The organism is Polaromonas sp. YR568, assembly GCF_943369415.1.
Taxonomy (GTDB): Bacteria; Pseudomonadota; Gammaproteobacteria; order Burkholderiales; family Burkholderiaceae_C; genus Polaromonas.
Genome location: NZ_CALRNF020000016.1, coordinates 66,622 through 89,926, shown reverse-complemented (window position 1 = coordinate 89,926; position 23,305 = coordinate 66,622). Strand labels below are relative to the sequence as shown.

Here is a 23,305-nt window from a genome sequence, read left to right as displayed (position 1 = left end):
TGGCGCATGCGGGTCCGCATCGCCGCGCTCAGGCTCATTTCACCAGTTCCGCCCGCATGGCGTCAATCACCGCCTTGTAATCGGGTTTCCCGAAGATGGCGCTGCCGGCCACAAAGGTGTCGGCACCGGCCGCGGCCACGCGCGCGATGTTGTCGGTCTTGATGCCGCCGTCGACTTCGAGGCGGATGTCCTTGCCCGAAGCGTCGATGCGCTTGCGCGCCTGCTCGATCTTGCGCAGTGCCGAGTCGATGAAACTCTGCCCGCCGAAGCCCGGGTTGACGCTCATGATCAGGATCAGGTCGATGTCCTCGATCACCCAGTCCAGCACGTCCAGCGGCGTGGCCGGGTTGAACACCAGCCCGGCCTTGCAGCCCTTGGCCTTGATGGCCTGCACGCTGCGGTGCACGTGGCCGGAAGCTTCGGGATGGAAACTGACCAGGTCGGCGCCGGCGTCGGCGAAGGCCGCTGCCAGCGCATCCACGGGCTGCACCATCAGGTGCACGTCCACCGGCACCGGCGTGCCGTCGGCTTTTTTGGCGTGCGGCTTGAGGGCCTGGCAAATCATGGGCCCGAAAGTCAGGTTGGGCACATAGTGGTTGTCCATCACGTCGAAATGGATCCAGTCGGCGCCGGCGGCGATGACCGTCTTGATCTCGTCGCCCAGGCGGGCGAAATCGGCGGAGAGGATGGAAGGGGCGATCCGGTAGGTGGGCGGCTGGTTTTGAGGCATGCCAGGATTGTCGCAGCAAGCCGCGGCCCCCGCCGTCCCCCTCTGCCGGCGGGGCTGTTTCGCCCGGCCAACAGCGCAGCGGGCGGTTAACATGGACGAGAACCTGTTCACGGTCTAAACGGGGCCTCGTTTAGACCGTGAACAGGTTCTAATACCTTGCGCCATGCCCAAATACCAATTTTCCTGCGAAGTCATCCCCCAGTACGTGCCCGAGCAATCGGCGCCGGAAGACCATGTCTACGGCTTTTCCTACACCGTCACGGTCACCAACACCGGCGAAGTCAGCGCCCAGTTGATCTCGCGCCACTGGATCATCAGCGACGCCAGGGGCCATAACGAAGAAGTCAAGGGACTGGGCGTGGTGGGCCACCAGCCGCTGCTCAAGCCCGGCGAATCCTTCCAGTACACCAGCGGCTCGCGCCTGCGCACGCCCAGCGGCACCATGCACGGCAGTTATTTTTGCGTGGCCGAGGACGGCGAGCGTTTTGAGGTGGCGATCCCCATGTTCGTGCTGGAGGCCCATAACGGCAACGACGGCGGCAATGGCAGCGGCATCGCCCCGCCCGCCCGCGTCCTGCATTGACCGCACGGCTGACCGTACGATGAAAGACCTGGCCTCCCTGCTCAAGGCGCTGGACCCGGATGCCGACCTGGCCGGGCGCCACGTCTGGCTGATCAAGCTCTTCGAATGGATACGCGGCGACCAGACCTCGGTGCCGGCGGCCGTCGCGCGGGTGCAGTCCTTCATGGACGCCGTCGAGTTGCAACCCGAGCTGCGCGCGCGCCTGCAGGCCTGGTGGCAAACGTTGATGCAGACCGTCGACATCACCACCTTGCTGGCCGATTTCGGGTTTGCGCCGCGCACGGCTTTCGTCAGCGAACTGGCCGAGCGCCTGCGCCGCAAGCTGCTGCCGGGCACGCCCGAAACCATAGACGCCTCCGAGCTGTTTCCCCTGGTGGCGCCCACGCGCTTCGATGCCCAGTGGATGGGCGCGCTTGAGGAGCCGCAGATCGCGCGGCTCACGCTGCTGCTGTCGGCCAGCCCCGACCTGGATGCGCTGCAGTGGCACTACAGCCTGATGGACGCGCTGACTTACTGTACGGCGCAGATACGGGCCACCGGTTTTGCGCCCGAGCTGCGCCTGCGCATGAACCGCGCCACACCGCATGCGCGCGCCTTCCATGCGCTGCCTGCCGACATCGACGGGCTGCGCAATGCTTTTTTCAAACCCGAACGCGACGACGCGCAGCTGCAGGCCGCCATCGGGCAGTATCGCGAGCGGCTGGACGCCTGCCGCCAGGCCGTCAACAGCATCTACACGCACCTGGAAGACAACGGCATCTCGGTGGGCATGGTGTTTCGCCTGCGTCAGCTGCGCGAACGCATCCTGCGCGTGCGCGAGCTGCTCGACAGCCTGCTGTCACCCAAACCCGCGATGGCGGCCGTCAAGCTGCTGGGGCGGCGCGTCATCACCGCGCAGGAAGGCAAAAGCATAGGCGCGCTGATCAGCGCCAATTCCACGCTGCTGTCGGCCAAGATGGCCGAGCGCAGCGCCGAGACCGGCGAGACCTACATCACCCGCACGCGCGGCGAATACCGCGAGATGCTGGGCAAGGCCATGGGCGGCGGCGCGGTCACGGCCTTTACCACGCTGCTCAAATTCATGATCGTGGGCATAGGCCTGTCGGCTTTCTGGGGCGGCTTCTGGTCCGCCGTCATGTATTCGGCAAGCTTCATCCTGATCCAGCTGCTGCATTTCACGCTGGCCACCAAGCAGCCCGCCATGACGGCGCCGGCCATGGCGGCCAAGCTCAAGGACCTCGGCTCGGCCGATGCCGCCGGCACCATCGAAGCCTTTGTCGACGAGGTCACGCACCTGGTGCGCTCGCAGGTGGCGGCGGTCTTCGGCAACGTGTTCATGGTCGTGCCGGCGGTGCTGCTGGTCAACACGCTGATCCAGCTGCTGCTGGGCCGGCCCATGATCAGCAACGCCGAAGCGCAGCATGTGCTGGGCACGCTGACGCTGCTGGGCCCTACGCTGATGTGGGCGGGCTTTACCGGCGGCATCCTGTTCGCGGCCAGCATGATCGCGGGCTGGACGGAAAACTGGTTCGTGCTGCACCGCCTGGACTCGGCCATGCGCCACAACCCGCGCATCACCGCATTCCTGGGCGGCGAGCGCGCTGCGCGCTGGTCCACCTTCATGCGCGACAACATCTCGGGCTTTGCCTCCAACATCGCGCTGGGTTTCATGCTGGGCCTGATCCCGCCCTTCACCGGTTTCTTCGGCGTGGAACTCGAAGCGCGCCACGTCACGCTGTCGACCGGGCAACTCGCCGCGGCAGGCGCCTCGCTGGGACTGGATGCGTTCAGGCACCTCCCCATCTGGTGGTGCATCGCGGCCATTCCGCTGATAGGCGCGCTGAACCTCGGCGTGAGTTTTTACCTCGCGTTCCGCCTGGCCCTGCAGGCGCACAACGTGAGCAACGTGGACCGCGCCCGCATTCGCGCGGCCATCTGGGCGCGTTGGCGCAGCCACCCGCGCAGCTTCTTTATGCCTGAATAGGCTCACCCCTGTCCAGGCTCACTGCGCGTAGCCTGTTCTCCCCTCAAGGGGACGGCGCCTGGGGCCGGCGAAGCCGGACCCTCGGCCCCCGCTGGTGAAATGCATCCACCCCTGTCCGGGCTCACTGCGTATAGCCTGCTCCCCCCTCGAGGGGGCGGCGCCTTGGGCCGGCGAAGCCGGACCCTCGGCCCCCGCTGGTTTGTACTCACTGAACTCTTCAAACAATGTGCCATGGCTTGCAAAGCCCTGCGCATTACATGCGGTGACAAGCGCGAGGGCGTTATTTCCGGTGTTGTCCTACAGGCCTCTGCGCGAGCGGCCGGTAAATTAATGCAACAAGTTTCGTTTCACGCAAACCCACCGGGCCGCACGCCGTAAAACGCTGTCAAGCTGGCCGACCAAACGCGCAACATGCCGCCTTCAAGGGCTGTCTGCAAAGTCCAATCAGAGTGGAGACAAATTCCCATGAATGAAATCCTGGCCATCTGGGCCGAATGGATCAAGCCTTCGGCGGGCTTGCCGACGGTGCAGTGGTCCATCCTGCTCGCGCTGGCCGCCGCTTCGGGCCATCTCCTGAATCGCTACACAGGGCTGCCCAAGGTGGTCGGCTACTCGCTGGTGGGCGGCTTCGCGGGCCTGGCCGGTTTCACCGGCGCGGTCTGGCCCTTGCAGGGCACCGGGCTGTTCCTGCTGGAACTGGGCGTGGCCGTCGTGCTGTTCGAAGCAGGCGGGCGCATTCCGCTGCGATGGTTCCGCCACAACCCCATGGTGCTGGTGCAAAGCCTGGCCGAATCGGCGCTGACATTCATCCTCGTCTACTGGGCCTTGAGCGCGATGAGCGTGCGCGAGGCCGTGGCCGAGCCGCTGGCCCTGCTGGCCATGGCCGCATCGCCGGCCGTGCTGTCGCGCGTGGCCATAGACACGCGCGCCGCCGGTCCCGTCACCGAGCGCGCACTGGTGCTGTCCACGCTGGGCACGCTCTACGCCCTCACGCTGTGCAGCGCGCGCGCCGGCATGATGCACCGCCCCGAATCGGGCGCGGCCGGCGTGCTCAGCACGCTCTACCCGGTGCTGGTGGTGCTGGGCCTGTCGGTGGTGGTGGGCGCGGTTCTGGCCCTCACGCTGCGCACGGCGCTGCGCGTGATGAGTCCCACCAGTGAAAACACCGCCATCCTGCTGCTGGCCCTGATCGCCGCGGGCGCCGCGCTGGCGGCCCATTTCGGCGGCTCGGCGCCGCTGGCGGCCTTGCTGGGCGGCATGCTGCTCAAGCAGCTCAACCCGCGCCCCTGGTCCTGGCCGCGGCAGATGGGCACGGCCTCGTCCATGCTGACCATGCTGATGTTCGTGCTGGTGTCGGTGGTGGCGGCGCAGGCCGACTGGAGCGGCCCCGTGGCCGGCCTGGTCATCGCGCTGGTGGTGGCGCGCATGATCGCCAAGATCGCCGGTGTGGCCATCGGCAACGTCGGCAGCGGCGCCAGCTGGAAGCAGGCCCTGTGGGTGGGCTGCGCGATGTCGCCCATGTCCTCGGTCGCGCTGCTGCTGGTCTCGCAATACGTGGCGGCCTCGGGCTCCCTGGGCCGCCAGATTGCCAGTGTGGCCCTGCCCGCCATCCTGCTGATGGAAGTGCTGGGCGCGGTGCTGGCCACGCTGGCCATTTACCGCGCCGGTGAAAGTTCCAAACCCTGGGCGCCGCTCACGCGCGGCCCCGCATCCGGACCCGTCCATGAGCCTTGAACCCTTCCAGAAATCCGCCGCGCTGTCGCTGGGCGTGGAGCTTGAACTGCAGCTCGTGAACACACACGACTACGACCTGGCGCCTTATGCCGAGGACATGCTGCGCCTGATGTCGAAAATCCCGCTGCCCGGAGCGGTGGTGCCCGAGATGACGTCGAGCATGATCGAGATCTCGACCGGCGTGTGCCACAACGCGTCGGAAGTGCTGGGCCAGCTTTCGCAGATACGCGACGCGCTGGTCAAAAGCGCCGACAAGCTCAACATCGCGGTGGTGGGCGGCGGCACCCACCCATTCCAGCAGTGGCATGAGCGCCGCATCTACGACAAGCCGCGCTTTCGCGAGCTGTCCGAGCTCTACGGTTATCTCTCCAAACAGTTCACGATTTTCGGCCAGCACGTGCACGTGGGCTGCCCCGACGCGGACAGCGCGCTGCTCACGCTGCACCGCATGTCGCGCTACATTCCGCATTTCATCGCACTGTCGGCCTCCTCTCCCTATGTGCAGGGCCAGGACACGGCCTTCGACTCGGCGCGGCTCAATTCGGTGTTCGCCTTCCCGCTGTCGGGCCGCGCGCCTTTCGCGCTGACCTGGGCCGACTTCACCGTGTACTTCGACAAGATGACGCGCACCGGCGTGGTCAAGAGCATGAAGGATTTTTACTGGGACATCAGGCCCAAGCCCGAGTTCGGCACCATCGAAATCCGCGTGTTCGACACGCCGCTCACGGTCGAACGCGCCACCGCGCTGGCCGGCTTCGTGCAGTCGCTGGCTTCGTGGTTCATGCACGAGCAGCCCTTCATGCCCACCGAAGACGATTACCTGGTCTATACCTACAACCGTTTCCAGGCCTGCCGCTTCGGCCTGGACGCGGTCTACGTGGACCCGGCCACCGGCGGCCACATGCCGCTGCGCGAACACATCCTGCTGACCATGGCGCAGATCGAGCGCCACGCCACCGGCATGGGCGCGGGCGCCTCGCTGCACCTGCTGCGGAGCAGCGTGGAACGCGGCGACAACGACGCGCGCTGGCTGCGCGAAAAGCAGGGCGAAGAGCGCCTGCTGGCTGAAGTCATACGCCAGGCGGCCGACCGCTTCCGCGGCGGTGTCACGCACCAGCAGTACCCCTGAGCCGTCTGATCGGTGCGGCCGCAGCGCAGCCTGTATGCTCTGCGCCATGGGTGAATTTGACCTGATCGCACGCTACTTCACGCGCCCCGCCGCGCGCGCCGTGCTGGGCGTGGGCGACGATTGCGCGCTGCTGCAGCCGGCGCCGGGCACGCAACTGGCCATCTCCAGCGACATGCTGGTCGAAGGCCGGCACTTCTTTGCCGGCGTGGACCCTTTCACGCTGGGCCACAAGGCGCTGGCCGTCAACCTGAGCGACCTGGCCGCCTGCGGCGCAAAACCCCTGGCGTTCACGCTGGCCCTGGCACTGCCTCGGGTCGATGAAACCTGGCTCGCGGCTTTTTCGAAAGGCCTGTTCGCGCTGGCCGATGCCCACGGCTGTGAACTCGTGGGCGGCGACACCACGCAAGGGCCACTCAACATCTGCATCACGGTGTTCGGCGAAGTGCCCGTGCTGAACGGCAAGAGCCAGGCGCTGCTGCGTTCAGGAGCCAAAACCGGCGACGACGTCTATGTGAGCGGCACGCTGGGCGATGCCCGGCTGGCGCTGGACGCGCTGCGCAGCACGCCGGCACTGCCGGCGGATTTGCTGGCGCAGGCGCGCCGGCGGCTGGAGCAGCCCTCGCCGCGCGTCGCGCTGGGCCAGGCGCTGCGCGGCGTGGCTTCGGCCGCCATCGACGTCAGCGACGGCCTGGTCGGCGACTTGCAGCACATCCTGCGCGCGAGCGGCGCGGGCGCGACGATCAACACCGCGACCATCACGCCCTTGCTGGCTTCCCGCACCCATGCCGATTGGGCCTCAACCGGAATTGGCGACGACAAACAACTCGAATGCGTGCTGGCCGGCGGCGACGACTACGAACTCGCTTTCACGGCGCCGGCTTCGGCCCGTGAAGCCGTGCAGGCCGCCGCGCAGTCAGCTGGAACGCCTGTGACCCGCATAGGCTGTGTGGAAACGGAACCTGGCTTGCGGCTGGTCGACGCAGAAGGAAAATCGCTCACGCGGCGCTTTTCATCCTTCGACCATTTTCAGTAAAACCGCAGGCGCCTTACTTCGCCTCCACCAGCGCGCGGATATCGAGCAAGGTCAGCTCATTGGCGTCAGGCTTGCCGATCTCGCGGCCTGATGAATACGGGAAATTGTTGTCGTTGACCAGCACGATGTGCGTGCCATCGACAACCGCCAGCCCTTCGGGGCCGAGGTGCGGCAGCGAAAACACCGCTTCGTTGGGCCCCAGCTTTGCCAGGCGGTTCGGGTTGGCGATGCGGGTCAGGTCGATGTAGGCCACCTTGCGCACAAAGCCGTCCGCATCTGCCGCCGCCAGGTCAATCTTGTAGACACGCTTGAAACGCGCGGGCCGCGTGAAGCAGTCAGTGCGCGCTTCATTGGGGCACACGGGCGCCTGCCCTTCGGTGCTGTCGTCGCGCTCAATCACCAGGCCCGTCGTGGCATCCAGCAGCTGGAAGTCGGCGGCGACGTTGCCCACCTCTTCCAGCAGGTACTTCCACTGCTTGCCGGTGTAGCGGCGAGAGGCGGCGTCCACCTCGTTGATGCGCACATAGGTCTTGTCGCCTGCCTTCTCCACGCTTTTGGTGGCGGTGTCGAACAGCGGTCCTTCAAACATCGGATAAAGCCTGCTGCCGTCGGGCGACTTCGCCATGGCCTCGAAGCCGTTGGAGCGGCGCACCTCGAACAAGGCTTCGCCGGGCAGGTTGGGCAGGCGGCCCTGCATGTAGTGGTCGGGCGAAGCCAGCAGCTTGCCGTTGATGACCGTTTCGATTACGCCGAGCACGCGGCCCTGGAAGTCGGTGCGCAACAGGTAAGGGCCGTATTCGTCGCCTATCCACCATTCATTGCCGACCACCTGCAGGGATTCGGGGTCGAAGTCGATGCCCGTGAGGTAGCGGCGGGAGGTGTTTTCGTTCTGGATGTGGAAAGGTATGCGCTTGTTCGGGTCGCTCAGGAAGGTGGTGCTGCGGCGCACGACCTGGCCCTTGCCCCAGTCGGCCGACAGCCGGTGCACCATCAGCAGTGCGTCCTGCGAATTGACCTTGTTGCCGAAGCCGTTGTCGGTCAGCGCCAGGAATTCGCCCTTGCCCAGGGACACGATGCCCGAAAAACCCTGCACCGACTGGCCCTTCATGGGCAGCGTGCCGCCGGAGGCGCGCGGGTATTGCGGGTCGCCCACAAAGGTGTTGGCGCTTTCACTGCCGAGTGTTTCATTGCGCTGGCGCCTGGCATTGGCGAATTTGCCCGCCGTGGCGAAAAAGGCGCCCGCATCGCGCGGCGCGACCACCGAGGCGTAGGCGCTCAAGGCCGCATGGCCCGCCAGCGTGGCTTCCACCGCCGGCGCGGCCGGCGAGGTTTGGGCGCGGCCGCTGCCGGCTGCCAGGCACAGCGCGCAGGCGGCCGCCAGGGTCAGTGCGTTCATCCTGGCCAAAATCTTTTTCTGCTTGCTCATCCCGAATCCCTCGTGTCTGTGGATCGCTGGACTGTGCAGGGGCCGTGTGAAACCGGTGTGACAAAATCAACCATGCCCCGGGCATTCGCTGCCCCACCCTCACACCATGACCGACACCACCACGCCGACGCCTTTCCGGCCCACCGCGAAATTTCTGCTGGCGCATCCCGCGCATTTCATCGCCCTGGGCTTTGGGTCCGGCCTCAGCCCGGTCGCGCCCGGCACGGCCGGCACGCTGTGGGCCTGGCTGGCCTTCCTGGTGTTGCAGCAGTGGCTCACGCCGGCCGACATGGGGTGGCTGATCGCAGCCTCCACCCTGGTCGGCTGGTGGGCCTGCACGGTGACGGCCAAGGCCATGAAGGTGCTGGACCCGGGCAGCATCGTCTGGGACGAGGTGGTGGCCTTCTGGCTGGTGCTGTGGCTGGTGATGCCCGCCGACTTCTGGTCGCAGCTGGCCGCATTCGCGCTATTTCGCTTTTTTGACGCGGTCAAACCGGGTCCCGTGGCCTGGGCCGACCAGGCCTTCAAGGGCTTTAACTGGCGCGGCGGCTTCGGCATCCTGTTTGACGATTTTGTGGCGGCCTTCTGCGCGCTGCTGGTGATCGCCGTCTGGAGGTTCTGGTGAACGGCATACCCGAACTGGCCGCACAGCTCGCGGCCCTGCTCCAGGCCCAGGGCCGGATGCTGGCAACGGCCGAAAGCTGCACCGGCGGCATGATCTCCGCCGCCTGCACCGACCTGGCCGGCTCCAGCAACTGGTTTGAACGCGGCTTTGTCACCTACTCCAACGAGGCCAAGACGGAATTGCTGGGTGTGGACGCCGCGCTGATCGCCAGGCACGGCGCCGTCAGCGAGGAAGTGGCGCGCGCCATGGCCTCGGGCGCCATCAGCCGCTCGCACGCCCAGGTGTCCGTGGCGGTCACGGGGGTGGCCGGCCCGACGGGCGGTAGCGCCGCCAAGCCCGTGGGTACGGTATGGTTTGGTTTTGCGCTGCCGGGACGGCTGGTGTCGGAAGTCCGGCGCTTTGACGGCGACCGGGCCGCGGTGCGTGGCGCGACGGTGCGGCACGCGCTGCAACGATTGCTGGAGTTGCTGAATGAGGCCGGCTGACGCGTGAGCGACGCCTGCGATGCGCCAGGCGCTATAGAGTTCGCGGACCCGATCACACACGAGACCACGACAGGAGACAGCATGCATCCCAACCAGGCCACCCTTGAAAATTTCTACGCGGCCTTCGCCCGCCTCGACTCCGGCGCCATGGCCGCCTGCTACGCGCCCGACGCCCAGTTCGACGACGAGGTTTTTTCGCTGCGCGGCCATCGTGAGGTCACCGGCATGTGGCACATGCTGTGCGACCTCACCAAGGCCAAGGGCGCCGACGTCTGGAAGCTCACGTCAAGCGGCATTGAAGCCGATGCGCGCACCGGCAAATCGCACTGGGAAGCCGACTACCGCTTCAGCACCACCGGGCGCATGGTGCACAACGTGATCGACGGCGTGTTCGAATTCAACGAGCAAGGCCTCATCAGCCGCCACCGCGACCGCTTCAATTTCTGGTCCTGGTCGCGCCAGGCGCTGGGCGCGCCCGGCCTGCTGCTGGGCTGGACGCCTTTTCTGCGCGCCAAGGTCAGGGCCCAGGCGGCGGCGAATCTGCAAAAATACCTTTCCCAACGCAAGAACTGAACTTCAGCGGGAGTCGCACATGCCCTGGTTTGACGGCTTTGAATCGCGCAGTTTCGAGGTCAACGGCGCCTCCATCAACGCGCGCGTCTCGAAAACCATCCTGGGCGAGCCGCAACGCCCGGCGCTGTTGCTGCTGCACGGCTTCCCGCAATCGCATGTGATGTGGCACCGTGTGGCGCAGCGCCTGGCCCGGGACTACTTTCTCGTGATGCCCGACCTGCGCGGCTACGGCGACTCTTCCAAGACCGCCGGCCTGCCCGACCACAGCAACTACAGCAAGCGCAACATGGCGCACGACATGGCCGGCGTGATGGACACGCTGGGCATCAACCGTTTCTTTCTGTGCGGCCACGACCGCGGCGGGCGCGTGGCGCACCGGCTGGCGCTGGACCATGCCGCACGCGTGCTCAAGCTCTGCGTCATCGACATCGCGCCCACGCTGGACATGTACGAGGGCCGCAGCATGACCGAGCCCTACATGGTTTTTGCCCGCGCCTATTACCACTGGTTCCACATGCTGCAGCCTGCGCCGCTGCCCGAAATCATGATGGGCGCCAACCACCCCGAAACCGCCAAGGCCTATTTGCACGCCAAGCTGGGCGGCTGGGGCAGCGCGGGGCTCAACTACATCGAGCCGCGCGCGCTGGCCGAGTACGAGCGCAGCTTTTGCAATGCCGAGGCGCTGCACGCCGCCTGCGAGGACTACCGCGCCAGTGCCGGCATAGACCTGGAGCACGACCGCGACGGACGCGCGCAGGGCCAGAAGCTGGCCTGCGACCTGCTGGTGCTGTGGGGTGAGCGCGGTGTGGTGCACCGCCTGTTCGACCCGATGGTGCTCTGGCAGGCACAATGCGGCGGCGAAGTCACCGGCCAAGCCATGCCGGCCGGGCATTTCATTCCTGAAGAGCAGCCCGAAGCTACCGCGCGGGCGCTGCGGGACTTCTTCTCCTGAGTTTTTCTTCGATCGGAGCCACCCCATGTCGCACTACAGCGCGGAAACCTTGTGGGAACGCAAGGGCGCCGACTTCCTCGACAACCGCTACAGCCGGCTGCACCTGCTGCGTTTTGACGGCGGCCTGGAAGTGCCGGGCTCGTCCTCGCCTTCGGTCGTGCCGCTGCCGATGTCCGATGCCTCGGCGCTGGATCCGGAGGAGGCCTTTGTCTCCTCGCTGTCGAGCTGCCACATGCTGTGGTTCCTGACCATGGCCGTCAAGCGCAAGTTCCGTGTGGACCGCTACTTCGACGCGGCGACCGGCGTGATGGAAAAGAACGCCGAAGGCAAGGTCGCGATGACCGTCGTCACGCTGCACCCCGAGGTGAGGTTTTCCGGCGAGCGCCAGCCCAGCCGCGAGGAACTGGACAAGCTGCACCACGATGCGCACGAGGCCTGCTTCATCGCCAACTCGGTCAAGACCGACGTGCGTTGCGAACCAGTGTACGGCGGCGCATGACGCAGCGGCGCCCGCTGCTGATCGCTCTCGGCCTGGTCGTGCTGGGTGCGCTGGTATGGTCTGGCCTGGCGCCCTACGACCGCGGCACCTGGGTGCTGGAAGTCGCGCCGGCCGTGATCGCCGCCCCGGTGTTGCTGGCGACCGGGCGGCGCTACCCGCTGACCACGCTGCTTTACGTGCTGATCGCGCTGCACATGCTGGTGCTCATCCTGGGCGGCGCCTATACCTACGCGCGCGTGCCGCTGGGCTTCTGGATGCAGGAGGCGCTTCACCTGGGCCGCAACCCTTACGACCGGATCGGCCACCTCATGCAGGGCCTGGTGCCCGCGATGGTCGCGCGCGAACTGCTGCTGCAGCGCGCTTACCTCACCAGCCGGCGCATGGCCGCTTTCCTGTCGGTGTGCGTCGCCATGGCGATCAGCGCCGTCTATGAACTGCTGGAATGGTGGGCCGCGCTGGCGCTGGGCCAGGGGGCCGACCAGTTCCTGGGCACGCAGGGAGACCCGTGGGACACGCAGTCCGACATGTTCATGGCGCTGATAGGCGCAACGCTGGCGATGGCCTTGCTGGCCCGCTGGCAAGACCGGCAAATGCGGCCGCTTGCCGGCGCATGGCTTACTTCAGCCAGCCGCGCTTCCTGAAATACCACATGGGCACCACGGCGCTGGCCACCATCAGCACGATCGCGTACGGGTAGCCGAGCGACCAGTCGAGTTCGGGCATGAGCTTGAAGTTCATGCCGTAAACGCTGGCGATCAGCGTGGGCGGCAGCAGCGCGACGCTGGCCACCGAGAAGATCTTGATGATCTTGTTCTGGTTGATGTTGATGAAACCGACCGTGGCGTCCATCAAAAAGTTGATCTTGTCGAACAGGAAAGCGGTGTGCGAATCGAGCGAGTCGATGTCGCGCAGGATCTGCCGCGCTTCCTCGAACTGCTCGGCGTTGAGCATCTTGCTGCGCATCATGAAGCTGACGGCGCGGCGCGTGTCCATCATGTTGCGGCGTATGCGGCCGTTCAAGTCTTCGTGGCGCGCGATGGCGCCCAGCACCTCGCCGGCCAGCGCGTCGGTCACGTCGCCCGACAGCACCTGGGCGCTGACTTTTTCGAGCTCGACGTAAATGCCTTCGAGCGTGTCGGCCGAGTATTCGGCGTCGGCGTCGAACAGCTTGAGCAGCACTTCCTTGGCGTCTTCAATCAGGCCGGGCGCGCGGCGCGCGCGCATGCGCAGCAGGCGGAACACCGGCACGTCCTCGTCATGGATGGAAAACAGCACGCCCTTGCTCTTGAGGTCGTCGTTGACGAGATTGAGGATGAAGGCGACGCGCACCGTGCGCGGCTCGGCGTCGTCGGCAATCAGGAAGTCGGAGCGTATGTGCAACTCACCGTTGTCTTCCTCGTAAAAGCGCGCGGACTCCTCGATGTCCTCGTCCATCGCGTCTTCGGGAATGGACAGGCCGTAGTACTGCTTGATCCAGCGTTTTTCTTCGAGGGTGGGGGACTCCAGGTCGACCCAGATGGGCTGGAACCTGGAGAGTTCTTCCAGGGATTCGATCTCTTCCTGGAAAAGCCGGCCGTTGGCGAGCGTGAAAATATTGAGCATGACTGGCTGCCTATCGGTTCAGGGGCCTGCACAAGGCGTACGCTCGGGCCTTGCGCGAAAGCGCGGTAAAGGGGCGGTGGGATGGTGCATCGCTTTCAACCCCCTTTTTGAACGTCGGCCTTTGCGCGGCTGGGCGTCAGTCTGCGGTGTTGAAAGCTAGCGACTAGGGCTGCTTTCCAAGGATTTCTCCGTAATGAATCAGCGGCGATTATGGCATTTCAGGCCCGGTCAAGCTACCGCGCGAACTACATAAAGAAGGCGATGAGTTCGTCTTTGCGCGCGTAGGCGTCATGCTCGCCGAGCGCCATCAGCGCCTTCACAAAGCCCGGCTCGAACAGCAGGTAGCTGGCCAGCGCGGCGCCGCCGGGACTGCCCTTGGCGCCCAGCGCGCCCAGGCCCGCCAGGGCGTTGTAGGTGCCCGCGGGAAGCTCGCCCGCATGGGCCTGCGCCAGCGCGTCCAGCGATTGCGAGGGCGCGATGGCCAGGATGTCCACGGGCCGGTAGGGCATGAGCGCGGCGATTTCGCGCGGCATCTGGCGCACGGTCTTGCTGACGCGCTGCGCCTGCTCCACGTCGGCCTGCAAGGTGTCCTGGAAAACGCTGGCCATGGCGTGGCCGGCAATCGCGCCCAGCGTGGGCCGGCCGCTGACGTTGGCGCCGTTGCCGCCGCCGACAAACCCGGCGCGCTCGGGTTGCCCGACGCCGATGACCAGCACCTTGCCGGCGCCCAGGTGCATCGCGGGCGACAGCGGCGAGCTCTGGCGCATGGAGCCGTCGCCGAAGAACTCGGCATGGCCGTCCACCCACAGCGGCGTGGACGGAAACAGGAAAGGGATGGCGCTGGAGGCCATCAGGTGCTCGATGGTGATGGGCTGGAACTCGGCGCGGCGGCCGGGCCGGCTCCACAGGTCGGAAGTCCGGCCCGCCGCCATCTGGCAAAACGTCCAGTGCACGCCGCTGGTGTAGCTGGAGGCGGTGACCGCGAGGGCGCGCAAGGTGCGGTCCTGCAGGGCCTGTTCAATGCGGCCCAGCGAGATGACCCGGTGCAGCGTGTCCACCAGCGGCGTGTTGTCCAGCAGCGCCTGCTGGGCCCGCACCTGCTGCGATAAAAACAGCGCCGCCGCGATGCGGCTCGAGCGTATCCACGCCGGCACCTTGAGCTTGTAGACCTGCGAGGAGCGCAGCGTGGTCCAGAAATTCGCGAGCTGGGAAAAGGCCTGCATGCCTTCGCCGGCGCGGCTGGCCAGGAAAGCCGCATTGAGCGCGCCGGCCGAGGTGCCCACCAGGATGCTGAAGGGAAAGCGCTCGCCGGCCGCGCCGGCCTGCAGGCTCAGCATGGTCGACAGCGCATGCAGCACGCCGGCCTGGTAGGCGGTGCGCGCGCCGCCGCCCATCAGCACCAGGGCATTGCGGTCCTCGTCGGGCCGCGTCAGTGCGGAGGAAATAATGGTCTCAAGCGACATGGGACCGGCGCTGCGGCGAACGTGATGGAAACGGGCGGTGCATGGTCTTGGAGAGGCTGCTTGTTATGGTCTTCTTGCCGCCCGGAACATGCCTGTCCCGTCCTTGCTTTGGGCTTGGTCGCGGTCGTCGTCAGCAGGCATGATGCCGCCGGCGCGGATTTCCTGCAAGCCGGGGGCTTTGTACCCACACCACGCGAGGCCCCAAAAACACCAGCGAAATCAAGGGCTTGCCGCATCCTTCCCGGCACGCGTTTCCCGCCCTCTGCCCAATGAGAATCGGGGTCAAGGTGTTTTTCACAAGGTTGCATTATTTATGGGGATGCCCGGTTGCAAATGATGGCCGTCGGGCGCATAGTGAATCCAAGAGCGTTGTCCCCGTCTGCCGCCTTCCCCTCAGGGGGCGGGTGGTGTTTTCAAACCCAGTTCCAACTTTGGAAAAGGAGTCTCTTTATGAACTTGACGATCAGCGGTCACCATCTTGAAGTTACCCCCGCGCTGCGCGGCTACGTGACCAGCAAGCTGGATCGGATTACCCGGCATTTCGACCAGGTAGTGGACGTAAAAGTCCTGTTGACAGTGGACAACATGAAGGAAAAGGAAAGACGCCAGCGGGCCGAGTGCAATGTGCACGTCAAGGGCCGCGACCTGTTTGCCGAGAGTTCCCACGCTGATCTCTACGCCGCCGTTGACGAGTTGACCGACAAGCTCGACCGCCAGGTCGGACGTTACAAAACCAGAACCCAGGATCACCACCACATTGCCGCCAAGCGCCAGGCCTGAAGGGCCCTCCCGTTTTTTGCATGATCCAATGCGCCGCCCTGCCAGGGGCGGGCATTTTTCACGGCGCGACAGGTCGGAAAACTCCATCCCGTCGCCCTGTACCGGGCTTGCGCGGGTTGCGTAAAAAAAGCCGCTTGAGGCCTCAAGCGGCTTTTTTATGCCTCTTTTTCCAGCAAACCCGCTGCAAAGTGCATAATTCGGCGACTAAAAGATTGTTATGAACCGTCTTTCGCAAATATTGCCCCCCTCCCAAGTGCTGGTCAGCGTCGAAGCGACCAGCAAAAAACGTGCTTTTGAAGAAGCCGGCCTGCTGTTCGAGAACCAGCACGGATTGAACCGCGCGCTGATTACCGACAGCCTGTTCGCCCGTGAACGCCTGGGATCGACCGGCCTGGGCCACGGGGTGGCGATTCCGCACGGCCGCATCAAGGGCCTGAAAGCCCCGATGGCGGCAGTCTTCCTGCTGCAGACGCCCATCGGCTTTGACGCCCCGGACGAGCAGGCCGTGGCCCTGCTGATTTTCCTGTTGGTGCCCGAAGCCGCCACGCAGAAACACCTCGAAATCCTCTCGGAAATCGCCGAACTGCTCAGTGATAGCGCCTTGCGCGAGCAGCTCAAGACGAGTACCGATGCCGCCGGCCTGCACCACCTGATCGCTTCCTGGCACTCCGTCCACGAAGTCAGTTCCTAGGTCCCCCGGACCTCCCCCGAACTACAGGCCGGCATGAAGCCCACCGTTGTCAGCGCCGACGTTTTATTTGAAGACCACCGCGCCTCCCTGAAATGGGAATGGGTGGCCGGCCTGGGCGCCTCCGAGCGGCGCTTCGATGAAGTGGCCGTGCGGGCCGCGCGCTCCGGCGCCGACCTGGTCGGCTACCTCAACTACATCCATCCCTACCGCGTGCAGATCCTGGGCGAGCGCGAGGTCGCCTACCTGACCAACGCCAGCCCCGAGGACTGCGCCCGCCGCATCTCCCGCATCATCACGCTGGAGCCGCCGGTGCTCATCGTGGCCGACGGCCAGGTGGCGCCCGACACGCTGCTGTCGATGTGCGAGCGCGCGCAGCTGCCGATGTTCGCCACGCCGGAGTCGGCCGCCTTCGTGATCGACGTGCTGCGGGCCTATTTGTCCAAGCACTTTGCCGACCGAACCTCGATGCACGGCGTGTTCATGGACATCCTGGGCATGGGCGTGATGATCACCGGCGAATCGGGCCTGGGTAAAAGCGAACTGGGCCTGGAGCTGATTTCACGCGGCCACGGCCTGGTGGCCGACGACGCGGTGGACCTGTACCGCATCAACCAGACCACCATCGAGGGGCGCTGCCCTGAACTGCTGCAAAACCTGCTCGAGGTGCGCGGCATCGGCCTGCTCGACATCAAGGCGATTTTTGGCGAGACGGCGGTGCGCCGCAAGATGCGCCTGAAAATGATCGTGCACCTGGTGCGGCGCGAAACGCTGGAACGCGATTACGAACGCATTCCGTATGAGCCGCTGACGCAGGACGTGCTCGGCATTCCGGTGCGCAAGGTCATCATCCAGGTGGAAGCCGGCCGCAACATCGCCGTGCTGGTGGAAGCCGCGGTGCGCAACGCCATCCTGCAGCTGCGCGGGATCAATACTTACCAGGAATTCGTCGAACGGCACCGCCGCGCCATGGAACAAGATGATTGACCCCCACGCTTTTCACTGCGTGTAATGCGCTGCCCCCCGAGGGGGCCGCTGCGCCTGCGGCCCGGCAAAGCCGGTTCCGCGGCCCCTGCTGGAACAGAGCCTTGGCGACCTCGGGGCGCTCGCTACGGTTTCTTCACACCTTCTGCGCTCTGCCTGATCCCTTCTAAGCCCTCAAGCGTGATGGTGCCTCACCGGCGTGCCGTTGCGGTTCGGGCATTTGTCCTTGGTGCAGTTGGCGTAGATGGACAGGGAGTGGTCGGCGATGGTAAAGCCCTTGGTTTGGGCGACCAGTTGCTGGCGTTTTTCGATCTCGGCGTCGTAGAACTCCTCGACCTTGCCGCAGTCCAGGCACACCAGGTGGTCGTGGTGCTGGCCTTCGTTGATCTCGTAGACCGCCTTGCCGGACTCGAAGTTGCTGCGATTGAGCAGGCCTGCCTGTTCGAACTGCGTGAGCACGCGGTAAACGGTGGCCAGGCCGATGTCGGAACGGTCTTCGAGCAGCACGCGGAACACGTCTTCGGCCGTCATGTGGCGCTGTTTGCCCGCCTGAAAAATCTCCAGGATCTTCAGGCGCGGCAAGGTCGCCTTGAGGCCGGTGTTTTTCAGTTCGTCGATGTTGCTCATGGAAAACTCTCTGGGTGAAACCGGTGTGACGCGGCGGTTGTGACCCTTCAGGGCAGGTGCCGGCCGGGAGCCCCCAGCCGCTACAATGAACAATCATATCGCTACACCCCCTTACTATGTCAGCCATGCCTGCAAATCATCGTTACAGCGCCCGAACCGCTTTCCTGCTCCTGGCTTGCACGGTGCTGGCGTCTTGCAGCAGCCTGAGCGGCATGAGCAGCAGCTCCGCCAATCCCGTCAACTGGGTCACACCCTACAAGATCGACGTCATCCAGGGCAACTTCGTGTCCAAGGAGCAGATTGAGCAGTTGCGCCCCGGCATGACGCGCGACCAGGTCAAGGCCACGCTGGGCACCCCGCTGATGGCCAGCCTGTTCCACGCCGACCGCTGGGACTACGTCTTCACCCTGAAACGCCAGGGCGTGGAACCCCAGTCCTATAAATACACCGTGTTCTTCAAGAACGACCAGCTGGAACGCTTTGAAGGCGACACCATGCCGAGCGAGGCTGAATTCATCGCCAAGCTGGGCAGCCGGCGCAAGCTGGGCGACGTGCCGGTGCTGGAAGCCACCGAAGCGCAGCTGAGCAAGGCAGCCGAGAAGTCCAAGCCCTCCCCCGCCGCGGCCGCCGCGCCCGTGAGCCCGCCGTCCGGCACGCCGGCCACCGCCTACCCCCCCCTCGAAAGCCCGAAACAGTGAGCGGCAACGGCGCCACCCAGGCCCGCCGCCACCGGGTCGCGGTGGCGGGTGCTAGCGGCCGCATGGGCCAGATGCTGATCGAAGCGATCGGCGCCAGCGCCGATTGCCAGCTGACCGGCGCGCTTGATATCGCCACCAGCCCGGCCACAGGCAGCGATGCCGCCGCGTTCACGGGCCGCGCCAGCGGCGTCCTCATCAGCGCCGACATCCGCCAGGGCCTGAAAGACTCCGGCGTGCTGATCGACTTCACCCGCCCCGAAGGCACGCTGGCCCACCTGGCGGCCTGCCGCGAAATGGGCGTCAAGCTGGTCATAGGGACCACGGGCTTCTCCGACGCGCAGAAGGCCGAAATCGCCGCCGCCGCCAAAGACATCGCCATCGTCATGGCGCCCAACATGAGCGTGGGCGTCAACGTCACCTTCAAGCTGCTCGAGATGGCGGCCCAGGCCCTGTCCACCGGCTACGACATCGAAATCGTCGAAGCCCATCACCGCCACAAGGTCGATGCCCCCTCCGGCACCGCGCTGAAGATGGGCGAGGTCATCGCCGACGCGCTGGGCCGCGACCTCAAAGACTGCGGCGTCTATGCCCGCGAAGGCGTGACCGGCGAGCGCGACCCCTTGTCCATCGGTTTTTCCGCCGTGCGCGGCGGCGACGTGGTGGGCGACCACACGGTGATGTTCCTGGGCACCGGCGAGCGCATCGAAATCAGCCACAAATCATCCAGCCGTAGCAACTACGCCCAGGGCAGCCTGCGCGCCGCGCGCTTCCTGGACGGGCACGCCACCGGCCTTTTCGACATGTTCGACGTGCTGGGCCTGAAAAAATGAAACCATCACGGGCCGCGGCAGCCTCGGGGGCACACCCCTGATGGACTTCTTCAGCCTGATGACCCAGGGCGGCATCGTCAGCCAGCTGGTGGCGCTGCTGCTGCTGGCCATGTCGGTGGCGAGCTGGGTCGTGATCCTCTGGAAAAGCTGGCTGCTCCAGCGCGCCGCGGGCGACGTGGCGCGCAGCACCGCCGCCTTCTGGCAATCGGCCTCGGTGGAGCAGGCCCGCGAAAAAGTCGCAGCCTTCGACCGCGAGGCGCTGGTGCTGCCGCTGATCGCCGCCACGGATATCCAGGCCGGCCACACGCTGGCCACGGCAGGCGACAGATCCCAGCAACTGACCCGCGTGCTGCGTGACGCCCTGCACGCCGTCCTGCACAAGCTGCAGTTCGGCCAGGTGCTGCTGGCCACCGTCGGATCCACCGCGCCTTTTGTGGGACTGCTGGGCACGGTCTGGGGCATTTACCACGCGCTGGTCGGCATGGCCGCCGCCGGACAGGTCACCATCGACAAAGTCTCGGGCCCCGTCGGCGAAGCGCTCATCATGACGGCCGCCGGCCTGGCCGTGGCCATTCCTGCCGTGCTGGCCTACAACATCTTCGGCCGCCACATAGGCCGCATCGAAGCCGACCTCGAAGGTTTTGCCCGCGACCTGCGCGAATTGCTCGCGCACAGAGGCTAGCCATGGCTTTTGGACGCCTTGAGCGCACCCCGGGGCCGCAGCCCATGAGCGACATCAATGTCACGCCGCTGGTGGACGTGATGCTGGTGCTGGTGGTCATCTTCATCATCACGGCACCCCTGCTGGCCAGCACCATACGGCTGGACCTGCCCAAAATCGACGCCGCCAAGCCGGCGGACACCCCGAAATTCGTCACGCTGGTGGTCGACAAAACCGGCCAGGCCTTTATGAACGACCAGCCCCTCAGCCTGGACCAGCTGGCGGCCCGGCTGCTTGAGACCGCCGGCCGCAGCCCCGAGACCGAAGTCCAGCTGCGCGCCGACGAGGGTGTTCCCTACGGCAAGGTGGTGCAGGTGATGGGCGTGGCGCAAAAAGCCGGGCTCAACCGCATAGGCTTTGTGGCCGACAGCCCTTCCGTCCCGTCTGCGGGCCGCTAAGCGACCCTGCCCCTAAAATCGGGGATTCGCGGCAAATCGGCCGCGCCGCCCTGCTCCCCGCGACTTTCCTGTTCCGTTTTCCGCCTTCCCGGTTTTCCATGCAAGACAAATACAACCATCTCGACGTTGAGCGCGACGCTCAAGCCCACTGGACCGCTGCCGACGCCTACCGCGTGACGGAAGACGCCAGCCGCAAGAAGTATTACGCCTGCTCCATGCTGCCCTACCCCAGCGGCAAGCTGCACATGGGCCACGTGCGCAACTACACCATCAACGACATGCTCACGCGCCACCTGCGCATGAAGGGCTACAACGTGTTGATGCCCATGGGCTGGGACGCGTTCGGCCTGCCGGCCGAGAACGCCGCGATGAAAAACAAGGTACCGCCGGCCAAGTGGACCTACGACAACATCGCCTACATGAAAAAACAGATGCAGGCGATGGGACTGGCCATCGACTGGAGCCGCGAGGTCGCCACCTGCGACCCGGGCTATTACAAGTGGAACCAGTGGCTGTTCCTCAAGATGCTGGAAAAAGGCATCGCCTACCGCAAGACCCAGGTCGTGAACTGGGACCCGGTCGACCAGACTGTGCTGGCCAACGAACAGGTCATAGACGGCAAGGGCTGGCGCACCGGCGCCACCGTGGAAAAGCGCGAGATCCCGGGCTACTACCTGAAGATCACCGCCTACGCCAACGAGTTGCTCGACAGCGTCAGCCACAAGCTGCCCGGCTGGCCCGAGCGCGTCAAGCTGATGCAGGAGAACTGGATAGGCAAGAGCGAGGGCGTACGTTTTGCCTTCACGCACGACGTGCAGGACGCCTCCGGCAAGCTGATCGGCGATGGAAAGATGTACGTCTTCACCACGCGCGCCGACACCATCATGGGCGTGACCTTCTGCGCCGTGGCGCCCGAGCACCCGCTGGCCCTGCACGCAGCAGCCTCCAGCCCCAAGGTCGCGGCCTTCATCGAGGAAAGCAAGGCCGGCGGCACAACGGAAGCCGAACTCGCCACGCAGGAGAAAAAAGGCGTGCCCACCGGCCTCTTCGTCACGCACCCGCTCACCGGCGACAAGGTCGAAGTCTGGGTCGGCAACTATGTGCTCATGAGCTACGGCGACGGCGCCGTGATGGGCGTGCCGGCGCATGACGAGCGTGATTTCGAATTCGCCAAAAAGTATGGCTTGCCCATGAAACAAGTGGTGGAGGCCCGCGTAGTAAACACTGCAAACCAGGGCGTCACCGGTGAAGACTTCACCACCGATCGCTGGCAAGAGTGGTATGGCATCAAAGGTCATGGCGTTGCCGTGAACTCCGGCAAATACGATGGGCTCCATTTCAAGGCCGCCGTCGACGCCGTCGCGGCCGACCTCGCCGCCAAGGGCCTGGGCGAGAAAAAAACCACCTGGCGCCTGCGCGACTGGGGGGTAAGCCGCCAGCGCTACTGGGGAACGCCCATTCCCATCATCCACTGCGAAGAACACGGCGCGGTGCCGGTGCCCGAAAAAGACCTGCCCGTGGTGCTGCCGCAGGACTGCGTGCCCGACGGCTCGGGCAATCCGCTGCACAAACACGCGGGTTTTCACGCCGGCGTGGTCTGCCCCGTCTGCGGCAAGCCCGGCCGCCGCGAGACCGACACCATGGATACCTTTGTCGACTCGTCCTGGTACTTCATGCGCTACTGCGACCCGAAGAACGACCAGCAGATGGTGGCTGAAGGCGCCGACTACTGGATGCCCATGGACCAGTACATAGGCGGCATCGAGCACGCCATCCTGCACTTGCTCTACGCGCGCTTCTGGACCAAGGTCATGCGCGACCTGGGCCTGGTCAAGGTCGACGAGCCCTTCACCAAGCTGCTGACGCAAGGCATGGTGCTCAACGAGGCTTTCTCGCGCACCACCACCGGCAAGCAGTACTTCTGGGCGCATGAACTCGACATCGTGCGCGACGAGCATGCCAAGGTGATTTCCGCCACGGCCAAGGCCGACGGCCTGCCGGTGCCCTACGAGGGCTGGACCACGATGTCCAAGTCCAAGAACAACGGCGTGGACCCGCAGGACCTGATCGAGAAGTACGGCGCGGACACCGCGCGGCTTTACACCATGTTCACCGCGCCGCCCGACACCACGCTCGAGTGGAACGACGCTGCGCTGGAAGGCTCTTACCGCTTCCTGCGCCGTGTCTGGAATTTCGGCGTCAAGCTCCACGGCATGCAACAGCCCGCGGGCAGCGCGCCTGCCGACAAGGACACCAAGGCGCTACGCCTGGAAATCCATACGGTGCTCAAGCAGATCGACTACGACTACCAGCGCATGCAGTACAACACCGTGGTGTCGGGCAACATGAAGCTGCTCAACGCGCTGGAAGACTTCAAGGGTGCGGCCACCGCCGGTTCGAACGCCGCCTTGCGCGAAGGCTTCAGCATCCTGCTGCGCTGCCTGTACCCGGCAACGCCCCACCTGGCGCATGCGCTGTGGTCGCAGCTCGGTTACGCCGCGCAGCACGGCGGGTTGCTCGACGCCCCCTGGCCCGAAGTAGACGCGGCCGCCCTGCAGCAGGACGAGATCGAACTGGTGCTGCAGATCAACGGCAAGCTGCGCGGTTCCGTCACGGTGCCGGCCGGCGCGGACAAGGCCGCCATCGAGGCGGCTGCACTCGCATCCGAAGCCTTCACCAAACAGGCCGCGGGTGCGCCCGCCAAGAAGGTGATCGTGGTGCCGGGCCGGCTGGTCAACATCGTCATCTGAGACCGCATCCA

24 protein-coding genes are annotated in these 23,305 nt (G+C 65.5%); 19 read left to right on the top strand and 5 right to left on the bottom strand.

The genetic code is table 11. From position 1 onward, the window contains the following. Positions 1–34: 34 nt before the first annotated feature. On the bottom strand, positions 35–730 hold the full coding sequence (gene rpe, locus ACLV74_RS12115; RefSeq protein ID WP_411879647.1) for a ribulose-phosphate 3-epimerase: 696 nt from the start codon (positions 728–730) through the stop codon (positions 35–37). Positions 731–893: 163 nt separating this feature from the next. Between rpe and apaG the strand changes: the two genes are divergently transcribed. From apaG to thiL, 5 genes are all read left to right on the top strand, one after another. Continuing rightward, positions 894–1,313 (top strand): Co2+/Mg2+ efflux protein ApaG, encoded by a 420-nt coding sequence (apaG, locus tag ACLV74_RS12110; RefSeq protein WP_411879646.1) that lies wholly within the window; start codon positions 894–896, stop codon positions 1,311–1,313. A gap of 19 nt (positions 1,314–1,332) precedes the next feature. After that, positions 1,333–3,297, top strand: coding sequence for a site-specific recombinase (locus ACLV74_RS12105; RefSeq protein ID WP_411879645.1), 1,965 nt, complete (start codon positions 1,333–1,335; stop codon positions 3,295–3,297). 465 nt (positions 3,298–3,762) lie between these two features. Further along, complete coding sequence (locus tag ACLV74_RS12100) at positions 3,763–5,031, top strand: cation:proton antiporter (RefSeq protein WP_411879644.1); 1,269 nt, start codon at positions 3,763–3,765, stop codon at positions 5,029–5,031. Further along, the gene (locus ACLV74_RS12095; RefSeq protein WP_411879643.1) at positions 5,021–6,160 is read left to right on the top strand and encodes a YbdK family carboxylate-amine ligase; all 1,140 of its coding nucleotides are present in this window, start codon (positions 5,021–5,023) and stop codon (positions 6,158–6,160) included. Before ACLV74_RS12100 ends, ACLV74_RS12095 begins: the two co-directional genes overlap by 11 nt. Positions 6,161–6,206: 46 nt before the next feature. Then, positions 6,207–7,193, top strand: coding sequence for a thiamine-phosphate kinase (gene thiL / locus ACLV74_RS12090; RefSeq protein ID WP_411879642.1), 987 nt, complete (start codon positions 6,207–6,209; stop codon positions 7,191–7,193). A 13-nt stretch (positions 7,194–7,206) separates the two neighbouring features. Here the strand turns inward: thiL and ACLV74_RS12085 are convergent, their stop codons facing one another. Next, positions 7,207–8,619, bottom strand: a complete 1,413-nt coding sequence (locus ACLV74_RS12085; RefSeq protein ID WP_411879641.1) for an esterase-like activity of phytase family protein — start codon at positions 8,617–8,619, stop codon at positions 7,207–7,209. Between the two features lie 106 nt (positions 8,620–8,725). Between ACLV74_RS12085 and ACLV74_RS12080 the strand changes: the two genes are divergently transcribed. The 6 genes from ACLV74_RS12080 (at position 8,726) to ACLV74_RS12055 (ending at position 12,394) form a co-directional block, all read left to right on the top strand. Next, a complete protein-coding gene (locus ACLV74_RS12080; protein WP_411879640.1) occupies positions 8,726–9,244 on the top strand; it encodes a phosphatidylglycerophosphatase A in 519 nt (172 codons plus the stop codon). Then, positions 9,241–9,729 carry a CinA family protein gene (locus ACLV74_RS12075; protein WP_411879639.1) on the top strand — a complete coding sequence of 163 codons (489 nt, stop codon included), beginning with the start codon at positions 9,241–9,243 and terminating at the stop codon, positions 9,727–9,729. The genes ACLV74_RS12080 and ACLV74_RS12075 overlap by 4 nt, the downstream gene beginning before the upstream one ends. Positions 9,730–9,810: 81 nt before the next feature. Next, positions 9,811–10,302 carry a nuclear transport factor 2 family protein gene (locus ACLV74_RS12070; protein ID WP_411879638.1) on the top strand — a complete coding sequence of 164 codons (492 nt, stop codon included), beginning with the start codon at positions 9,811–9,813 and terminating at the stop codon, positions 10,300–10,302. A 19-nt stretch (positions 10,303–10,321) separates the two neighbouring features. After that, positions 10,322–11,254: an alpha/beta fold hydrolase gene (locus tag ACLV74_RS12065; protein ID WP_411879637.1), complete on the top strand. Its 933-nt coding sequence runs from the start codon at positions 10,322–10,324 to the stop codon at positions 11,252–11,254. A gap of 25 nt (positions 11,255–11,279) precedes the next feature. Next, complete coding sequence (locus ACLV74_RS12060; protein ID WP_411879636.1) at positions 11,280–11,753, top strand: OsmC family protein; 474 nt, start codon at positions 11,280–11,282, stop codon at positions 11,751–11,753. Next, positions 11,750–12,394: a DUF2238 domain-containing protein gene (locus tag ACLV74_RS12055; RefSeq protein ID WP_411879635.1), complete on the top strand. Its 645-nt coding sequence runs from the start codon at positions 11,750–11,752 to the stop codon at positions 12,392–12,394. The genes ACLV74_RS12060 and ACLV74_RS12055 overlap by 4 nt, the downstream gene beginning before the upstream one ends. Here ACLV74_RS12055 and corA read toward each other — a convergent pair. Together corA and ACLV74_RS12045 are read right to left on the bottom strand one after the other, a co-directional pair. After that, a complete protein-coding gene (corA, locus tag ACLV74_RS12050; RefSeq protein WP_411879634.1) occupies positions 12,369–13,355 on the bottom strand; it encodes a magnesium/cobalt transporter CorA in 987 nt (328 codons plus the stop codon). The two genes, ACLV74_RS12055 and corA, sit on opposite strands and share 26 nt — an antisense overlap. Positions 13,356–13,600: 245 nt before the next feature. Further along, positions 13,601–14,818: a patatin-like phospholipase family protein gene (locus tag ACLV74_RS12045; RefSeq protein ID WP_411879633.1), complete on the bottom strand. Its 1,218-nt coding sequence runs from the start codon at positions 14,816–14,818 to the stop codon at positions 13,601–13,603. 450 nt (positions 14,819–15,268) lie between these two features. Between ACLV74_RS12045 and hpf the strand changes: the two genes are divergently transcribed. The 3 genes from hpf (at position 15,269) to hprK (ending at position 17,273) form a co-directional block, all read left to right on the top strand. Further along, positions 15,269–15,598 (top strand): ribosome hibernation-promoting factor, HPF/YfiA family, encoded by a 330-nt coding sequence (gene hpf / locus ACLV74_RS12040; protein ID WP_411879632.1) that lies wholly within the window; start codon positions 15,269–15,271, stop codon positions 15,596–15,598. 217 nt (positions 15,599–15,815) lie between these two features. Then, positions 15,816–16,289, top strand: a complete 474-nt coding sequence (locus tag ACLV74_RS12035; protein WP_411879631.1) for a PTS sugar transporter subunit IIA — start codon at positions 15,816–15,818, stop codon at positions 16,287–16,289. A gap of 33 nt (positions 16,290–16,322) precedes the next feature. After that, on the top strand, positions 16,323–17,273 hold the full coding sequence (gene hprK, locus ACLV74_RS12030; RefSeq protein ID WP_411879630.1) for an HPr(Ser) kinase/phosphatase: 951 nt from the start codon (positions 16,323–16,325) through the stop codon (positions 17,271–17,273). 171 nt (positions 17,274–17,444) lie between these two features. On the opposite strand, the gene fur is transcribed toward hprK, so the two are convergent. After that, the gene (gene fur / locus ACLV74_RS12025) at positions 17,445–17,897 is read right to left on the bottom strand and encodes a ferric iron uptake transcriptional regulator (RefSeq protein ID WP_411879629.1); all 453 of its coding nucleotides are present in this window, start codon (positions 17,895–17,897) and stop codon (positions 17,445–17,447) included. 125 nt (positions 17,898–18,022) lie between these two features. On the opposite strand from fur, the gene ACLV74_RS12020 reads away from it, so the two are divergent. The 5 genes from ACLV74_RS12020 to leuS all read left to right on the top strand — a co-directional run bounded on the left by ACLV74_RS12020 (position 18,023) and on the right by leuS (position 23,294). Further along, positions 18,023–18,595: an outer membrane protein assembly factor BamE gene (locus tag ACLV74_RS12020; RefSeq protein WP_411879628.1), complete on the top strand. Its 573-nt coding sequence runs from the start codon at positions 18,023–18,025 to the stop codon at positions 18,593–18,595. Continuing rightward, on the top strand, positions 18,592–19,425 hold the full coding sequence (dapB, locus tag ACLV74_RS12015; protein ID WP_411879627.1) for a 4-hydroxy-tetrahydrodipicolinate reductase: 834 nt from the start codon (positions 18,592–18,594) through the stop codon (positions 19,423–19,425). Before ACLV74_RS12020 ends, dapB begins: the two co-directional genes overlap by 4 nt. Before the next feature lie 40 nt (positions 19,426–19,465). Continuing rightward, positions 19,466–20,107 (top strand): MotA/TolQ/ExbB proton channel family protein, encoded by a 642-nt coding sequence (locus tag ACLV74_RS12010; protein WP_411879626.1) that lies wholly within the window; start codon positions 19,466–19,468, stop codon positions 20,105–20,107. A gap of 2 nt (positions 20,108–20,109) precedes the next feature. Beyond that, positions 20,110–20,544, top strand: coding sequence for an ExbD/TolR family protein (locus tag ACLV74_RS12005; RefSeq protein WP_411879625.1), 435 nt, complete (start codon positions 20,110–20,112; stop codon positions 20,542–20,544). A gap of 98 nt (positions 20,545–20,642) precedes the next feature. Then, a complete protein-coding gene (gene leuS, locus ACLV74_RS12000; protein WP_411879624.1) occupies positions 20,643–23,294 on the top strand; it encodes a leucine--tRNA ligase in 2,652 nt (883 codons plus the stop codon). Positions 23,295–23,305 lie beyond the last annotated feature (11 nt).

What these genes read in the sequence shown, in the direction of transcription:
- ACLV74_RS12055 (WP_411879635.1), top strand. Translation starts at nt 11,750, where the DNA reads ATGACGCAGCGGCGCCCGCTGCTGATCGCTCTCGGCCTGGTCGTGCTG.
- rpe (WP_411879647.1), bottom strand. Translation starts at nt 730, where the DNA reads ATGCCTCAAAACCAGCCGCCCACCTACCGGATCGCCCCTTCCATCCTC.
- ACLV74_RS12035 (WP_411879631.1), top strand. Translation starts at nt 15,816, where the DNA reads ATGAACCGTCTTTCGCAAATATTGCCCCCCTCCCAAGTGCTGGTCAGC.
- ACLV74_RS12060 (WP_411879636.1), top strand. Translation starts at nt 11,280, where the DNA reads ATGTCGCACTACAGCGCGGAAACCTTGTGGGAACGCAAGGGCGCCGAC.
- ACLV74_RS12065 (WP_411879637.1), top strand. Translation starts at nt 10,322, where the DNA reads ATGCCCTGGTTTGACGGCTTTGAATCGCGCAGTTTCGAGGTCAACGGC.
- ACLV74_RS12100 (WP_411879644.1), top strand. Translation starts at nt 3,763, where the DNA reads ATGAATGAAATCCTGGCCATCTGGGCCGAATGGATCAAGCCTTCGGCG.
- ACLV74_RS12085 (WP_411879641.1), bottom strand. Translation starts at nt 8,619, where the DNA reads ATGAGCAAGCAGAAAAAGATTTTGGCCAGGATGAACGCACTGACCCTG.
- ACLV74_RS12045 (WP_411879633.1), bottom strand. Translation starts at nt 14,818, where the DNA reads ATGTCGCTTGAGACCATTATTTCCTCCGCACTGACGCGGCCCGACGAG.
- ACLV74_RS12080 (WP_411879640.1), top strand. Translation starts at nt 8,726, where the DNA reads ATGACCGACACCACCACGCCGACGCCTTTCCGGCCCACCGCGAAATTT.
- apaG (WP_411879646.1), top strand. Translation starts at nt 894, where the DNA reads ATGCCCAAATACCAATTTTCCTGCGAAGTCATCCCCCAGTACGTGCCC.
- ACLV74_RS12005 (WP_411879625.1), top strand. Translation starts at nt 20,110, where the DNA reads ATGGCTTTTGGACGCCTTGAGCGCACCCCGGGGCCGCAGCCCATGAGC.
- hprK (WP_411879630.1), top strand. Translation starts at nt 16,323, where the DNA reads ATGAAGCCCACCGTTGTCAGCGCCGACGTTTTATTTGAAGACCACCGC.
- thiL (WP_411879642.1), top strand. Translation starts at nt 6,207, where the DNA reads ATGGGTGAATTTGACCTGATCGCACGCTACTTCACGCGCCCCGCCGCG.
- hpf (WP_411879632.1), top strand. Translation starts at nt 15,269, where the DNA reads ATGAACTTGACGATCAGCGGTCACCATCTTGAAGTTACCCCCGCGCTG.
- ACLV74_RS12070 (WP_411879638.1), top strand. Translation starts at nt 9,811, where the DNA reads ATGCATCCCAACCAGGCCACCCTTGAAAATTTCTACGCGGCCTTCGCC.
- ACLV74_RS12095 (WP_411879643.1), top strand. Translation starts at nt 5,021, where the DNA reads ATGAGCCTTGAACCCTTCCAGAAATCCGCCGCGCTGTCGCTGGGCGTG.
- leuS (WP_411879624.1), top strand. Translation starts at nt 20,643, where the DNA reads ATGCAAGACAAATACAACCATCTCGACGTTGAGCGCGACGCTCAAGCC.
- ACLV74_RS12020 (WP_411879628.1), top strand. Translation starts at nt 18,023, where the DNA reads ATGCCTGCAAATCATCGTTACAGCGCCCGAACCGCTTTCCTGCTCCTG.
- ACLV74_RS12010 (WP_411879626.1), top strand. Translation starts at nt 19,466, where the DNA reads ATGGACTTCTTCAGCCTGATGACCCAGGGCGGCATCGTCAGCCAGCTG.
- fur (WP_411879629.1), bottom strand. Translation starts at nt 17,897, where the DNA reads ATGAGCAACATCGACGAACTGAAAAACACCGGCCTCAAGGCGACCTTG.
- ACLV74_RS12105 (WP_411879645.1), top strand. Translation starts at nt 1,333, where the DNA reads ATGAAAGACCTGGCCTCCCTGCTCAAGGCGCTGGACCCGGATGCCGAC.
- corA (WP_411879634.1), bottom strand. Translation starts at nt 13,355, where the DNA reads ATGCTCAATATTTTCACGCTCGCCAACGGCCGGCTTTTCCAGGAAGAG.